Annotated in this window: 12 protein-coding genes, 1 tRNA gene and 1 riboswitch; of the genes, 6 read left to right on the forward strand and 7 right to left on the reverse strand. The window is 74.4% G+C overall.

Annotated elements, in window-relative coordinates:
• Positions 1 to 21 precede the first annotated feature (21 nt).
• Both BLASA_RS05760 and BLASA_RS05765 read right to left on the reverse strand, forming a co-directional pair.
• Positions 22 to 1518 carry a precorrin-2 C(20)-methyltransferase gene (locus BLASA_RS05760; RefSeq protein ID WP_014375098.1) on the reverse strand — a complete coding sequence of 499 codons (1497 nt, stop codon included), beginning with the start codon at positions 1516 to 1518 and terminating at the stop codon, positions 22 to 24.
• A gap of 74 nt (positions 1519 to 1592) precedes the next feature.
• Positions 1593 to 2213 carry a precorrin-8X methylmutase gene (locus BLASA_RS05765; protein ID WP_014375099.1) on the reverse strand — a complete coding sequence of 207 codons (621 nt, stop codon included), beginning with the start codon at positions 2211 to 2213 and terminating at the stop codon, positions 1593 to 1595.
• A 176-nt stretch (positions 2214 to 2389) separates the two neighbouring features.
• On the opposite strand from BLASA_RS05765, the gene BLASA_RS05770 reads away from it, so the two are divergent.
• A complete protein-coding gene (locus BLASA_RS05770; RefSeq protein WP_014375100.1) occupies positions 2390 to 3034 on the forward strand; it encodes a dihydrofolate reductase family protein in 645 nt (214 codons plus the stop codon).
• A gap of 4 nt (positions 3035 to 3038) precedes the next feature.
• Here BLASA_RS05770 and BLASA_RS05775 read toward each other — a convergent pair whose 3' ends face one another.
• A complete protein-coding gene (locus BLASA_RS05775; RefSeq protein ID WP_014375101.1) occupies positions 3039 to 4190 on the reverse strand; it encodes a nitrite/sulfite reductase in 1152 nt (383 codons plus the stop codon).
• Positions 4191 to 4253: 63 nt separating this feature from the next.
• A riboswitch (cobalamin riboswitch) is annotated at positions 4254 to 4337 on the forward strand.
• 52 nt (positions 4338 to 4389) lie between these two features.
• On the opposite strand from BLASA_RS05775, the gene cobN reads away from it, so the two are divergent.
• From cobN to BLASA_RS05790, 3 genes are all read left to right on the forward strand, one after another.
• Complete coding sequence (cobN, locus tag BLASA_RS05780) at positions 4390 to 8010, forward strand: cobaltochelatase subunit CobN (protein WP_014375102.1); 3621 nt, start codon at positions 4390 to 4392, stop codon at positions 8008 to 8010.
• 133 nt (positions 8011 to 8143) lie between these two features.
• Positions 8144 to 8809, forward strand: coding sequence for a hypothetical protein (locus BLASA_RS23320; protein ID WP_014375104.1), 666 nt, complete (start codon positions 8144 to 8146; stop codon positions 8807 to 8809).
• Positions 8810 to 8818: 9 nt separating this feature from the next.
• Positions 8819 to 9508: an RES family NAD+ phosphorylase gene (locus BLASA_RS05790; RefSeq protein ID WP_083877940.1), complete on the forward strand. Its 690-nt coding sequence runs from the start codon at positions 8819 to 8821 to the stop codon at positions 9506 to 9508.
• Positions 9509 to 9586: 78 nt separating this feature from the next.
• Here the strand turns inward: BLASA_RS05790 and BLASA_RS05795 are convergent, their stop codons facing one another.
• From BLASA_RS05795 to orn, 4 genes are all read right to left on the reverse strand, one after another.
• Entirely contained in the window at positions 9587 to 9955 is a 369-nt protein-coding gene (locus BLASA_RS05795; RefSeq protein WP_014375106.1) for a MerR family DNA-binding protein, read from the reverse strand.
• Positions 9956 to 9990: 35 nt separating this feature from the next.
• On the reverse strand, positions 9991 to 10230 hold the full coding sequence (locus BLASA_RS05800) for a hypothetical protein (RefSeq protein WP_014375107.1): 240 nt from the start codon (positions 10228 to 10230) through the stop codon (positions 9991 to 9993).
• A 363-nt stretch (positions 10231 to 10593) separates the two neighbouring features.
• Positions 10594 to 10669: transfer RNA gene (locus BLASA_RS05805), tRNA-His, on the reverse strand.
• An 88-nt stretch (positions 10670 to 10757) separates the two neighbouring features.
• Complete coding sequence (orn, locus tag BLASA_RS05810) at positions 10758 to 11405, reverse strand: oligoribonuclease (protein ID WP_231839556.1); 648 nt, start codon at positions 11403 to 11405, stop codon at positions 10758 to 10760.
• 147 nt (positions 11406 to 11552) lie between these two features.
• Here orn and BLASA_RS05815 point away from each other — a divergent pair, with 147 nt between their 5' ends.
• Positions 11553 to 12737: a hypothetical protein gene (locus tag BLASA_RS05815; protein ID WP_014375109.1), complete on the forward strand. Its 1185-nt coding sequence runs from the start codon at positions 11553 to 11555 to the stop codon at positions 12735 to 12737.
• A gap of 150 nt (positions 12738 to 12887) precedes the next feature.
• Complete coding sequence (locus BLASA_RS05820; RefSeq protein ID WP_014375110.1) at positions 12888 to 14633, forward strand: hypothetical protein; 1746 nt, start codon at positions 12888 to 12890, stop codon at positions 14631 to 14633.
• Positions 14634 to 14643 lie beyond the last annotated feature (10 nt).

The raw sequence follows: 14643 nt of genomic DNA on the forward strand, positions 1-14643 counted from the left end.
TCGCATCCGCCGGGCGGGTCGTCACTCGGGATAGGTCCGCGGCGTCCACACTTGGCCGGACGGTCCCATCCGGGTGCGCGAGGAGCCGATGATCAGCAGGCAGCGCATGTCGACGGTCTCGGGGTCCAGGTCGCCCAGGGTCGTCACGGTGAGCTGCTCCTCGGGCCCGCCGACGTCATGGCCGACGACGACCACCGTGTCCGGCGAACGGACCTCCAGCAGCACGTCCCGCGCCTCGCCGAGCTGGTGCGGGCGGTGCTTGGACCGGGGGTTGTAGAGGGCGATCGCCAGGTCGGCGGCTGCTGCGTGGCGGAGCCGGTCGACCACGACGTCCCACGGCTTGAGGACGTCGGAGAGCGACAGCACGCAGAAGTCGTGCCCGAGCGGAGCCCCGGCCCGTGACGCGACGGCCTGCGCGGCGGTGAGCCCCGGCACGATCCGCACCGGGACGTCCGCGAACTCCGGCCGGCCGGCCACCTCCAGCACGGCGGCCGCCATGGCGAAGACGCCGGGGTCGCCGCTGGACACCACCGCGACCCGCCGTCCCGACCGGGCGAGCTCCAGCGCGTGGGCGGCCCGCTCGGCCTCCACCCGGTTGTCGGTCGGAAACCGTTCCTGGCGGGGGTTGGCTGGCACCCGGTCCAGGTAGGGGCCGTAGCCGATCAGCACCTCGGCGGCGGCGAGCGCGTCGGCGGCCTCGGGCGTCGTCCAGTACCGCGCACCGGGGCCGAGACCCACCACGACGACCTCGCCCGCCGGCTCGTCGTCCCCGGCCACCCGCTCGGTCACCGGCATCTCGTCGGTCAGCGGGCTGGGCAGCAGGGCCAGGGAGAAGTACGGCACGCTCGCCGGGTCCACCTCGGCCAGCGGCATCGTCCGCTGCCCGTCGGTCGTCGCGCGCTCGACGTAGAGGGCCCGGTCGAGGACGCCGGCTCGGTCGAAGGCCTCGCGGACCTGCGGGAACGTGCGGCCCAGCTTCATCACCGCGGCCGAGTCGGTCGTCGACAGCCGCTCGGCGAGCTCGTCGGCGCCCAGCGTGCCGGGCAGGACGGTGAGCACCTCGTCGCGCTCGACCAGCGGCCGGCCGACGGCCGCGGCGGCGCCGCTGACGCTGGTCACGCCCGGGACGACCTCGGTCGGGTACCGGTGCGCGAGCCGCTTGTGCATGTGCATGTACGAGCCGTAGAAGAACGGGTCGCCCTCGGCGAGGACCACGACGTCGCGACCGGCGTCCAGGTGGGCGGCCAGCCGCGCGGCGGCGGCCTCGTAGAACTCGTCGATGGCGCCCTGGTAGCCACCGGGGTGATCGGTGGTCTCGGTCGTCACCGGGTAGACGAGCAGCTCCTCGACCTGCCCCTCGCGCAGGTAGGGCGCGGCGATGCCCCGGGCGACCGAGCGGCCGTGCCGGGCGGCGTGGAAGGCGACGACGTCCGCGGCGCCGATCAGCCGGGCGGCCTTGACGGTGACCAGATCCGGGTCGCCGGGGCCCAGCCCGACCCCGTACAGGCGGCCGCTCACGCTCTGCCTCCCGCTCCCGCAGGCCGCTCCGCTCCTCGCTCGTTCCTCGCTGCGATGCTCACGTCCCTGTCCGCTCATTCGATATCGCTCGCGATCGCGTTCACGGCGGCGGCGGTGATCGCGCTGCCGCCGCGGCGGCCCCGGACCACGAGGAAGTCGAGGTCGGAGGCGGCCAGGGCGTCCTTGGACTCGGCCGCGCCGATGAAACCGACCGGGATGCCCAGGACGGCGGCCGGTCGCGGCGCTCCCGCCGCGACCATCTCCAGCAGGTGGAAGAGCGCGGTCGGGGCATTGCCGATGGCGACGACCGCGCCGTCGAGCCGGTCGGCCCAGAGCTCCAGCGCGGCGGCGGTGCGGGTGGTGCCGAGCTCGGCGGCCAGTGCGGGGATGCGCGGGTCGTCCAGCGTGCACACCACGTCGTTGTCCTTCGGCAGGCGCCGTCGCGTGATGCCGGAGGCGACCATCCGGACGTCGCAGAGCACGGGTGCGCCCGCGTCCAGCGCGTCCCGGGCGCGCCCGACGACGGCGGGGGAGAAGGCCAGGTCCTGCACCAGGTCGACCTGCCCGCAGGCGTGGATCATGCGCACCGCGACCCGGGCGACGTCCTCGGGCAGGGCGGCGAGGTCGGCCTCGGCCCGGATGGTGGCGAACGACTGCCGGTAGATCTCGGCGCCGTCCTTCTCGTACTCGTACATGTGCTGGGGTCTCCATCGCACTCCGTGCCGGCGCGGTCCAGCGCCGTGCGGGGGGAGGCTACGTCCCGTCCGACGGCAGCCCGCCGCGGACCGGCCCGGGCCGCCTGGGTCCGAGCCGGCGATGAGTTCGGCCGGCATGGCGGGTCCAACCATCGTCGACCGGTCAGGAGGACCCCGTGGGACAGCTGCTGAGAGTCCAGAACTTCACCGTCTCCAGGGACGGTTTCGGAGCCGGTGAGAACCAGAGCCTGGAGCGACCGTTCGGGCACGCCGATCCCGGTGAGCTGATGGCGTGGGCGCTGGCCACGGCGAGTTTCCCCAACCGCGCCGACCCCGGAGGCAGTCGCGGGCTCGACGACTACTTCACGCGGGACTTCGCGCACGGCATCGGCGCCGAGATCATGGGGCGGAACAAGTTCAGCGCGCAGCGCGGTTCCTGGCCGGACCACGAGTGGCAGGGGTGGTGGGGGGACGAGCCGCCGTTCCACACGCCCGTGTTCGTCATGACGCACCACCCGCGGCCGTCGTTCGCGCTGTCGGACACCACGTTCCACTTCGTGGACGGCGACCCGGCCACGGTCCTGGAGCAGGCGCGGCAGGCGGCGGACGGCAGGGATGTCCGGCTCGGGGGTGGCGCCACGGTCATCCGGGAGTTCCTCGACGCCGACCTCGTCGACACCCTGCACGTGGCGGTCTCCCCGGTCGAGCTCGGGGCCGGGTCACGGCTCTGGGAGTCGCCCGACGAACTGCTCGACCGCTTCCACGCCGACGTCGTCCCCAGCTCGAGCGGGGTGACGCACCACCTCTTCTGGCGGAAGTGACCGTTCAGCCGATCCGGTAACCGGCGGCGGTCGCCACGACGTCGACGACGTCGCCGGAGGGGCGGCCGCAGCGCCGCGCGCAGCCGACCCAGTGCTGGCGGGCCCCCTCGGCGGGGAGCGAGCCGGCGCGCACCGCGGCGGTGGCGTCGGCGCGCACGTCGGCCAGCGACTTCGCGCAACCGGGTCGTCCCGCGCAGGCGGTCACCCGCAGCCAGGCGCTCCCGGGATCGAGGACCAGTCCGGCCGCGGCCAGCTCCGCGGCGGCCCGCGCGTCGGCCAGGTCCGGCAGCACGACGCTGCGCCAGGGCGTCACCTGGAGCTCGCCGCCGGACGTGCGGGCCAGGAGCTCGGCCTGGGCAGCGGTGAGCCGGCCCAGCGGGACGACGGCGACCAGCGCGGTGCGCCCGTCGTCCTGCGCGACCGCACCGGCCGGAGCGTCCGTCGGCGCCGCCGGCACGGCGACGGCGGGGGAGCGGAACCCCGGGAGCGCCGCCGCGACCCGGGCGGGCCCCGCGGCGAGGTCGGCGATCCGCCAGGCGGTGCCGCCCTGTTGTGCGCGCACGTCGAGGAAGGCGCGGGTCGCGGCGAGCGACAGCGCGACGGCGTCGTCGGGACCGGCGCGCATCCCCGTGTCGGCGCCGGCGAGCAGCAGCGCCACGGTCCGCTCGTCGAGGGCCAGGAGCCCGACGTCGGCGCCCAGCCCCGCGACGTCGCCGCGACCGTCGTCGAAGGCTGCGAGGTACCGGCCGGGCAGGTCCGCCAGCCGCGGGTCGGCGCAGAGCCCCGCGTCGAAGGCCGGCACCCAGGTCCGCACGTCGAGCAGCCCGCCCACCCGGCCGCTCAGCACGCTCGCCAGGACGTTGCGCGCGGTTTCATGGGTAGCGCTGGGCAGCAGGCCGATCGCGGCCAGCCGATCGCCGAGCTCCGGCCCGGCGCCCGCGCGCAGGCCGCGGAGCTGGACGTTCCCCCGGCTGGTCAGCTCCAGCGCGCCGTCGCCCAGTTCGCGCGCGGCCGCGCTCAGGACGAGCAGCTGGGCCGGGGTCAGCGTGCCTCCGGGAACCCGGACCCGTGCCAGGGCGCCGTCGGCGGCGGCGTGCGTCTGCAGCGCGCCGGGGCACGCATCCGCCCGGTCGCGAAGCGGGCGGGCAGCGGTCATGGCCCTGGCGAGGCTACTGCGGCCCCGGGCGCCAGGTACGGTCCCGTCATCACGGCAGTCAGCGAGGAAGTCGGTGCAAGCCCGACGCGGTCCCGCCACTGTGAGCCCGGCTCTGCACCCTCAGGAGCACGGGTGAGCCAGACACTCCGGCTGCCGTGCCCGACGACCCGGGGCGCGGACCCCGAGTGAGGAACGCGCCGTGAGCGACCCTGCCTTCACCCTGCTGTCCACCAGCGACACCGACCTGCTGTCCGCCCGCGCGTCGGGCGCCGGCTGGCGGCTGGGCAATCCCGCGCGCCTGGACGATGCCGCGGTGGCGGCCCTCGTGGCGGGCAGCCCGTTGGTCGTCGTCCGGATCCTCGGGGTCCGGCGGCAGTACGAGGAGCTGCTGGCCCCGCTGCTGGCCGGCCCCGCGCCGGTCGTGGTCCTCGGCGGGGAGCAGGTGCCCGACGCCGAGCTCATGGAGCTCTCCACCGCGCCGATGGGCGTGGCGACCGAGGCGCACGGCTACCTCGCCCAGGGCGGACCGGACAACCTGACCCAGCTGCACCGGTTCCTCTCCGACACCGTGCTGCTCACCGGCGAGGGGTTCGAGCCGCCGGTGGTCGCTCCGGACTGGGGGGTGCTCGACCGGACGGCCAGGACGACGAGCGGCCCGCGGGTGGCCGCCCTCTACTACCGGGCCCACCACCTGGCCGGGAACACCGACTTCGTCGAGGCGCTGTGCGGCGCGATCGAGGACGCCGGCGGGCAGGCGCTCCCGGTGTTCACCTCGTCGCTGCGGTCGGTCGACCCGGGACTGCTGGAGACGTTGCGGAGCGCCGACGCCATGGTCGTCACGGTGCTCGCGGCCGGGGGTGCGCGGCCCGCGACCGCGCAGGCAGGTGGGGACGACGGCGCCTGGGACGTCGGCGAGCTCGCCGCCCTGGACGTGCCGGTGATCCAGGGTCTGTGCCTGACGCGGTCGCGCGAGGAGTGGGCCGCCGACGACGACGGGCTCTCACCTCTCGACGTCGGCAACCAGGTCGCGATCCCCGAGTTCGACGGCCGGCTGATCAGCGTGCCCTTCTCCTTCAAGGAGACCGACGCCGACGGGCTGACCCACTACGTCGCCGACCCGGAGCGGGCGGCCCGCGTGGCCGGCACCGCGGTCGCGCACGCCCGGTTGCGGCACACTCCGCCCGCCGAGCGGCGGATCGTCGTGATGCTGTCGGCCTATCCGACCAAGCACGCCCGCATCGGCAACGCCGTCGGCCTCGACACCCCCGCGTCGGTCGTCCGCCTGCTCGCCGCGATGGCCGGGCAGGGCTACGACATCGGTCCCTTCGACGGTCCCGACGCCCTGCCGGGTGTGGCCGACCTCGACGGGGACGCCCTGGTGCACGCCCTCATCGCTGCCGGCGGGCAGGACGCCGACTGGCTCACCGAGGAGCAGCTCTCGGGCAACCCGGTGCGCATTCCCGCGGCCGAGTACCGGGCGTTCTTCGAGACCCTGCCGGCGGACCTGCGCGTCGCGATGGAAGAGCACTGGGGCCCGGCGCCGGGGTCGCTGTTCGTGGACGGCGACGACATCGTCTTCGCCGCGCTGCGCTCCGGCAACGTCGTGGTGATGGTGCAGCCGCCGCGCGGTTTCGGGGAGAACCCGATCGCGATCTACCACGACCCGGACCTGCCGCCGTCCCACCACTACCTGGCCGCGTACTGGTGGCTTCGGTCGGTCTTCGGGGCGCACGCGCTGGTGCACGTCGGCAAGCACGGCAACCTCGAGTGGCTGCCGGGGAAGACCGTGGGCCTGTCCCCTTCGTGCGGGCCGGATGCCGCCCTCGGCGATCTGCCGTTGATCTACCCGTTCCTGGTCAACGACCCGGGGGAGGGGTCACAGGCCAAGCGCCGGGCGCACGCGACGCTGGTCGACCACATGGTGCCGCCGATGGCCCGCGCGGACTCCTACGGCGACATTGCGCGGCTGGAGCAGCTGCTCGACGAGCACGCCAACATCGCGGCGATGGACCCGGGCAAGCTGCCCGCCGTCCGGGCGCAGATCTGGACGCTGCTGCAGGCGGCGAAGCTCGACTCCGACCTGGGGCTGAACGAGCGTCCGGAGGACGACCACTTCGACGAGATGATCCTGCACGTCGACGGCTGGCTGTGCGAGATCAAGGACTCCCAGATCCGCGACGGCCTGCACGTGCTCGGGTCCCCGCCTACGGGTGCGAACCGCGTCGACCTGGTGCTCGCGATGCTGCGCGCCCGCCAGATCTGGGGCGGCTCGGTGGCGCTCCCCGGCCTGCGCGAGGCCCTGGGTCTCGTGGAGGACGGCACCGCCGGGCTCAAGGCCACCGACGCCGTCGAGGCCCTGGCCGACGCGCTGGTGAGCGGCATGGAAGAGCGAGGCTGGATCGCCGAAGCCGTGGACGACGTCGTCCGCGACGTGCTCGACCGGGACGACGACGGGGTGGCCGCCGTCCTGCGGTTCGCCGTCGCCGAGGTGGTGCCCCGGCTCGAGCGGACCACCGACGAACTCGACGCGACCCTGCACGCCCTCGAGGGCGGCTACGTGCCCGCGGGACCGTCGGGCTCGCCGCTGCGCGGGCTGATCAACGTGCTGCCGACGGGCAGGAACTTCTACACCGTCGACCCCCGCGCGGTGCCCTCACGGCTGGCCTGGGAGACCGGGCAGGCGATGGCCGAGTCCCTCGTCGACCGCTACCGGGCCGACACCGGGGAGTACCCGCGCTCGGTCGGGCTGTCCGTGTGGGGCACCTCGGCGATGCGGACGTCGGGGGACGACATCGCCGAGGTGCTGGCCCTGCTCGGGGTGCGGCCCGTGTGGGACGAGGCATCGCGGCGGATCACCGGCCTGGAGCCGATCCCGCTCGACGAGCTGGGACGCCCGCGGATCGACGTCACCGTGCGGATCAGCGGTTTCTTCCGGGACGCCTTTCCCCACGTGGTGACCATGCTCGACGACGCGGTGACCCTGGCCGCCGGACTGGACGAGCCCGCCGACGTCAACTTCGTGAAGGCGCACGTCGAGGCCGACGTCGCCACGCACGGCGACCGGCGGCGCGCGACCACCCGCGTGTTCGGCTCGAAGCCGGGGGCCTACGGGGCGGGGCTGCTGTCGCTCATCGACTCCCGCAACTGGCGCGGGGACGCCGACCTGGCCGAGGTGTACGCGGTGTGGGGCGGCTACGCCTACGGCCGCGACCTCGACGGCGTGCAGGCCCGGCCGGACATGGAGGCGGCGTACGAGCGGATCGCGGTGGCGGCCAAGAACGTGGACACCCGTGAGCACGACATCGCCGACTCCGACGACTACTTCCAGTACCACGGCGGCATGGTCGCGACCGTCCGTGCCTTGACCGGTCGGGCTCCGGCTGCCTACATCGGGGACTCCACGCGGCCGGAGTCGGTCCGGACCCGCTCGCTGACCGAGGAGACCGCGCGGGTGTTCCGCGCGCGGGTGGTCAACCCGAAGTGGCTCGCGGCGATGCGCCGGCACGGCTACAAGGGCGCCTTCGAGCTCGCGGCCACGGTCGACTACCTCTTCGGCTACGACGCCACCACCGGCGTGGTCGCCGACTGGATGTACGAGAAGCTCGCGCAGACCTACGTCCTCGACTCGGAGAACCGCGAGTTCCTGGAGACGTCGAACCCATGGGCGCTGCACGGGATCGCCGAGCGGCTGCTCGAGGCGGTCGACCGGGCGATGTGGGCCGAACCGGACCCGGCGCTGCTGGCCGAGCTCCAGCAGGCCTACCTGGACACCGAGGGCGACCTGGAAGGTGGCGAGGCGCCGGCCCGGAACGCCCCGTGACACCGACGCGGTGGCGGTGATTGCCCAGCCGCGTCAAGGGCGGTGGAGCCAGCTGAGGGCCCACCGCCCTCGTCCCCGCAGGTGATGTCAGTGAGTCTTGACGGACGCTATCACTTGTCTCATCGTGGTGCACATGACTGCGCTGACCGCCCACTCCATCGCGACCCTCACGGGCGCGATGGCCTCGAAGGTGGCCGCGCAGTGCCTCAACCTGCGGCGGAAGACCGGTCAGCCGGACCCGTTCGTCGTGGCCGTCGCCGCCCGCGACGCCGAGGAGGCCGCGGAGCTGACCGACCTGCTGCACGTGCTGTACCTCTCGATCCGGGACGCCCACAGCACCCGCGAGGAGGTCCTGCGTGCGCTGTTGCCGGCCGGACGTCTGACCATGTCGCCGGCGGTGCTCGAGCAGGTGCAGCGCAACGCGCAGGCACAGGCCGAGCTGGCCGACGAGTTCGGTCTGCTGTCCAGCACCCAGGTCGCCGAGCTCACCGGTTCCACCGCGAGCAACCGGGCTGCCACGGCGAACCGGCTGCGCAACCAGCGGAAGGCGTTCGCCGTCGAGGTGGACGGGGCGCAGCGCTTCCCGGGCTTCCAGTTCGGTGGGAACGGCCGGCCGCGGCCGGTCATCGCCGACGTGCTGGCCGCCGTCGGTGACCGGCTGTCCGGGTGGGAGCTGGCCCTGTGGTTCACCGGCAGCAGCGACTGGCTCGGCGGGGAGCGCCCCGTCGACGTGCTCGACAGTGACTCCGAACTCGTCGTGGAGGCGGCCCGTCGCCTCGCTGACGAGATCCTCACCTGAGCACCGAAGGTGCCTGCTGCGCGACCGCATTCGCGGGTCCCGGCGCCGGTCGCCGTGCCGGCGCCGGCTGCCCCGGACAGCCTGGACCCGCTGCTGACCACCTGGGGGGCGGGGGAGAGGTTCCACCGCTGCTACGACATCGGCTGGGGTTCCCGCCAGTTCCACGCCGGCGACGACGCCCACCGCGGCCGCTTCCATCCCTTCACCCCGGACGGCGACACCGAGCCCCTGCCGGTGCTCTACGGCGTCGGCGACGTCGACGGGGCCGTGTTCGAGACCGTGTTCCACGACGTGCCGACCCGCGGGGTGAAGCGGGTGCCGCACGCGAAGCTGCTGCACCGCGTCGTGGTCGCCCTCGCCCCCAAGCGCGATCTCACGCTGGTCGACCTGACCAGCGAGGGGCTGCGCCGGCTCGAGCTGACCCGCGGGGAGCTCATCGATTCCGACGCGCGCAGCTACCCCGACACCGCCGCCTGGGCCCGGGCTCTGCACGCCCACCCGCACGGCGTCGACGGGCTGCTGTGGGTCTCCCGCCAGCGCGACATCGGCCGTGCCCTGGTCCTGTTCGGCGACCGGGTCCAGGTCGAGGAGCTGGAGGTTGCCCCGGAGGTCCCGCTGACCCTCGGGGCCGGCCGCGGACTGGACCTCGTCGCCGAGGCCGCCGGCCGCGCCGGTATCACCATCACCGGCCTGGTCTGAGCCCCGGCCGGGGCAACTCGTCAGCCGGACGTCGCCCGGCGCTGCGGCACCGACCAGCCGGAGCCGGGGCGCCCTCGCTCAGCGACCGGGTTCCTCCGGCGGTCCGGGAGGGCGGTCCACCGGGAGGACGTGACACACCATGTCCTCCGCGCAACGGGCGGGGTCCGAGCCGTCGGCGCGGTCACGCAGCCCCCGGATGTCCTCGCGGAGGGCGGTGAGCTCGGCGATCCGCTGGTCGAGGTCGGCGGCGTGGGCATCGAGCAGAGCGGTGACGTGGTGGGGGGGCTCGCCGCCGTCCTCGCGGACGGCGATGATCTGCCGGCGAGCAGCTCGACCGGTGGGTTCACCTCGGCCTGCGTGGCTGGCATCCCGCTGACCGACTGGACCGACATCAGGGCCCTCGGCCGGTGCAGGTCGCCTGCCGTAGCGGTTCCTGAGCGGGCGCACGCGCGGCGCGTCCCCGCGTACGACGCCCCGGTGCCTCAGTCGAGAGCTGTGCCGTTGCGGTGTCCTCGGGTCTCGACCTCGTCGAGGAGGAGCGCGGCTCCGCTGTCGGCGGCGGCGTGGAAGGGCCGCAGCACGACGTCGACGCCGGCGGCCTCCAGCTGCTCCGCATCGTGGTCGTTGTGCGCGGTCAGGGCGACCTTGCCGGTGAAGTCGGCCTGGTCGAGCCCGTGCAGCAGCGCCAGGTTCACCGACCGGTCGGGCACGGTGCTGACCACCCAGGAGGTTCCGCGCAGCGGCAGGGCGTTGATCAGCTCCGGCCTACGGCATCACCTCCAACGCCATCCACCCCGGCGCCGTCGTGGGGGGAGCGGATCGAGCGGGTCCTCGCGGGGCGGGTCGAGGCCACCGGCCGGTCCCTGGACCAGGTGCGGAAGGAGACGCCGGGTCGGGCTGCTGACATCGGCGGCGTGACGGGCTTCGGCCGGACAACGATGGGCACGGAATACTTCGCCGGCTACGACAGCCGCTGACCGAGTTGATGCGAGGGGTCGCGGTGGACGGCGTCCCAAGTGCCGTCGCGGACGGCGCCGGAACGGATGAAGGCCCTGGTCAGCGAACTGACCAGGGCCTCCACCGCGTGGGGTGAGTGACGGGGCTCGAACCCGCGACACCCAGGATCACAACCTGGTGCTCTACCGACTGAGCTACACCCACCGTGCCTCCGCCCGGACGCAGAGCGCCGGAGGGAACGGGCCAACGATACCGGAGACCCGGCGGCGGTCCACCGGGGGAGTCGCCTGGGTCAGGCGTGCCCGGCGTCCCCGGCCGCCAGCAGGTCGGCGAACGAGCCGACCACCGCGTCGGAGGCCTTCTTCGCCCGGTCGCTGCTGGGCCCGGGCGCCGCGACGAACAGAGTGCGCCGGTAGTACGCCAGCTCGCGCACCGACTCGATGATGTCGGCCAGCGCACGGTGGGCGAGCCCCTTCGGCGGCTGGGCGAAGTAGACCCGCGGGAACCAGCGGCGGGCCAGCTCCTTGATCGAGGAGACGTCGACCATCCGGTAGTGCAGGTGGTCGTCGAGCTCCGGCATGTCGCGGGCCAGGAAGCCGCGGTCTGTGCCGATCGAGTTTCCGCACAGCGGGGCGGTCCGGCGCTCCGGCACCCAGCGCTTGATGTAGGCCAGCAGCTGCTGCTCGGCCTCGGCGACGGTGAGCGAGGAGGCCCGGACGGCGTCGGTGAGCCCTGACTTCCGGTGCATCTCGACGACGACGTCGTCCATGCCGTCCAGGTCGGCGTCGTCGGCCGCGATGATCAGGTCCAGGCCCGGGTCCAGGACGTTCAGCTCCGAGTCGGTCACCACGACGGCGACCTCGATCAGCTTGTCCTTGACGATGTCCAGCCCGGTCATCTCGCAGTCGATCCAGACCAGGTGTCCCGCGCTCTCCGCCACGTCGCCCGACATTACGCACCGTGTGCACCGCGCGCCCCGGGTGTCCGCCTCCGTCGCGCCGCCTGCGACGGCACGGCGCGGAAGGCTCGGCATCGGGCCGCATCCTCGCTAGGGTCGCCGGAACACCCGCCGTCAGGAAGCCTCGCCGTGTCCACTGCTCCTGCCCCCGCCGCCCCTGCCGTGCCGCAGGCGCCGGGCACGCTCCGCGCCGGCCTGGTCCACCCGGTGGCGCTGGTCCGATGGCTCTGGTTCGCCTACATGACCCCCGGCCGCCCCGGCCGCGCGACCACTCAGCACGAGCTGCGCTGGATCTACACCGCCTGGCTGGCCGCCTTCCTGCTGAAGATGGTCGGGTCGTCCTGGGACGTCTCGTGGCACTTCATGTGGCTGCGGGACGACCTCGCGCCCCCGCACCTGCTGAACACGGTCGGCACCGCGGGCGTCGTCGTCCTGGTGCTGTTCCACAGCTACAGCGGCTACGGCGTCGACCAGCGGGCGCTGCGGCTGATGCAGGTGGGCATCGGCACCTTCCTGGTCGCGATCCCGGTGGACATCCTCAACCACCGGATCAACGGCCTGGACATCACCAGCTGGAGCCCCAGCCACGCGCTGCTCTACCTGGGGACGGCCATCATGCTGGCCGGGGCGCTGCGCGGCTGGTGGCTGTACGCCGCACCCGGCCGCCTGCGCGACCTGGTCTCCCTCGGCCTGTGGCTGTTCTTCGTCGAGAACGTGGTCTTCCCCAACCAGCACCAGGAGTACGGGGTGCTGTCGCTGGAGGCCTACAACGCCGGGCGGACGACGGCCGAGCCCTCGCTGCTGGACTTCGCCGCCGCGCAGGGGCAGACACCGACGATGTTCATGCTGCCGGTGTCCTCCTGGGTGCACCCGGCGTGGCTGGTCTGCGCCGGCCTGCTCTCCCTGGTGGTGGCCCGCAAGGTGGTCGGCCTGCGGTGGACGGCGACCGTGGTCGCCGTCGTGTACCTCGGCTATCGCGGGGTCATGTGGCTGGGCCTGGTCGCGATGGGCTTCCCGCCCTCGGTGCTGCCGGTGGTGCTGATCGTCGGCGCGGTGCTCGTCGACGTCGCCGTCACCCGCCGCATCCCCGGCTGGGCGGCCGGGCTCGTGGTCGCCGCCGGGGTGTACGCCGTCGCCTTTCCGCTGGAGATGCTCGGCCTGCTGCCCCCGTGGAGCTGGTGGTCGGCGCTCCCGGTCGCCGTCGCGTTCGCGGTGCTGTGGGCCGGGGTGGACGCGCTGGCCGGCAGTGCGTGGCTGGCCCGCTGGCGGGCCGCCGACGAGCCGGCCGCCACGCCGGAGCGTGCCGTCGTCTGATCCGCCGGACCGGCGCGGAGCGCCGATTCCCTCGCGCCGATGACGTAGCGTCGGGCGTGGCTGCGTCACGGGGGCGGTCGCCGCGCCGGTGACCGAACCGCGCGCGGAGGCGGCCCGACCGCAGGATCCGACCGCCCGGAGGACGACGACGTGCTGGCCCTGATCCCGGCGCCGCTGCAGACGGCGGGGGAGCGTGCCTTCTTCGGCGAGCTCGCCCGGTGGGACACCGGCGGCTCGGTGCGCGCGGCCGTGGTGGCCTCCCTGCCGCTGGTCGACGGGCCGCTGGGCCGCCGTCAGTCGGACGCGGTCCTGCTGGTCCCCGAGGGGATCGCGGTGATCCGCGTCGCCGAGGTGGTCCGGCAGTCCGGCGTGGTCAGGGCGACGCCCGAGGGCAGCTGGACCATCGCCGCCGACGACGGGCCCAGCCAGGTGCTGCAGCTGGCCGGTGGTGGATCGACCCCCCTGGACGGGCTGATGCGCGCGGGCATGGACACCGCGGTGAAGCTGCGGCGCGCCGGCCTGGAACCCGGGCGGATCGCCCGCCTGACCGTCCTGGTGGGCGAGGTGACCGGCCTGGACCCGGCCGACGGCGACCTCGGCGAGGGCGACCACGTCGCCACCCTCGACCCTCGCTCGCTGCTGCTGGCGATCGCCCGGGCCAGCCGGCACGCCGGCGTCGACAACCCGCGGCTGTGGACGACCGCCGACGTGCGCGCCGCGCTGGAGGCGCTGGAGTACCCCGGGCGGGGGCCGTCGGTGGAGGAGCTGAACGGGGAGGCGTTCCCGTACTCGCCGTACGTGCTGCGCCGCCCCCAGCTGCTGACGCCGGCCGCGATGAACGCCGCGCCGAAGGCGACCCCGCCCGCACCCCAGGCCGCGGAGCCGTCGCCGACCCCCGCTCCGAATCCCGGTGACCCGCTGAGCGCCACGGGGGTGGCTCGTGCCGTCGCGGCCTCGGTCGCCTCGGCGCACGCCGCCGCGGTGGCCGCCGCGGCGCCGGCCGCCCCGGCTCCCGGCCGCACCGGGCAGCGGGACACCGTGGAGGTGGATGGGGAGCCCGCGCCACCGGCCGGTGACGCCGGCATCGGCGGGCTCTTCGGCCGCGAGAGGGAGAGCGCGGGGGCGACCGACGGTCCCGTCCCGCCGCCGTCGCCCCGCACCGCCGTGCTGCCGGCCACGCCGGGTGCCGAGGAACCGCGGGTGCGCCCGCCGCTGTCCCCGGCCTGGGGTGCGACAGCCTCGGGCAACCGCGCCGAGGGCGGCCCGTCGGACGGGGCTGCCCGGACCCGCTGGGTGATCGCCGCCGTCGTCCTCGCCCTGGTGGTGCTGGGCGCGACCGCGGCCGGGGTGCTGTTGGGCGGCGGCGACGAGGGCGCCACTCCCGGGACGACGGCGCCGGTCACCGAGAGCGCGCCGTCCGGCCCGGCGCCGGGCGAGGTGCGGACCGTCGACGGCACCGCGTACACCCTCCAGGCGGTGCAGGTGGACGACACCTGCGCCGGTCACGCGTACGGGCAGGTGGCGGAGTTCCTCGCCGCCACCGACTGCACGGGGCTGGCCCGGGCGCTGTACTCGGCGAGCGTCGAGGGCGCACCGGTGGTCGTGTCGGTGTCACGGGTGGCCATGGCCGATACGGCGATCGCGCGGGAACTGCGCGAGCTCACCGACACCGACGGCAGCGGCAACGTCAGTGATCTGCTGCGCGAGGGCGTCACCTACGCCGGCGGCCCGGCGAAGCTCTCCTCGGCCCAGTACGCCAGTGCGGTGTCCGGTCCCACGGTCACCGTCGTCGAGACCGCGTGGGCGAATCCGGCCACCACGGGGAGCGTCGCGGCGCTGGACAAGGCGGCCTCCGACGGCCTGGCGCTGCCGGTACCGCCCCCGCCCGGGGGCTGAGGGGCCGACG

It is taken from the genome of Blastococcus saxobsidens DD2 (assembly GCF_000284015.1).
GTDB classification, from domain to species: domain Bacteria; phylum Actinomycetota; class Actinomycetes; order Mycobacteriales; family Geodermatophilaceae; genus Blastococcus; species Blastococcus saxobsidens_A.

Bases quoted from the DNA above. Each gene is read 5' to 3' on its own strand.
- BLASA_RS05765 (WP_014375099.1), bottom strand. From the start codon at position 2,213: ATGTACGAGTACGAGAAGGACGGCGCCGAGATCTACCGGCAGTCGTTC.
- BLASA_RS05775 (WP_014375101.1), bottom strand. From the start codon at position 4,190: ATGACCGCTGCCCGCCCGCTTCGCGACCGGGCGGATGCGTGCCCCGGC.
- BLASA_RS23320 (WP_014375104.1), top strand. From the start codon at position 8,144: ATGACTGCGCTGACCGCCCACTCCATCGCGACCCTCACGGGCGCGATG.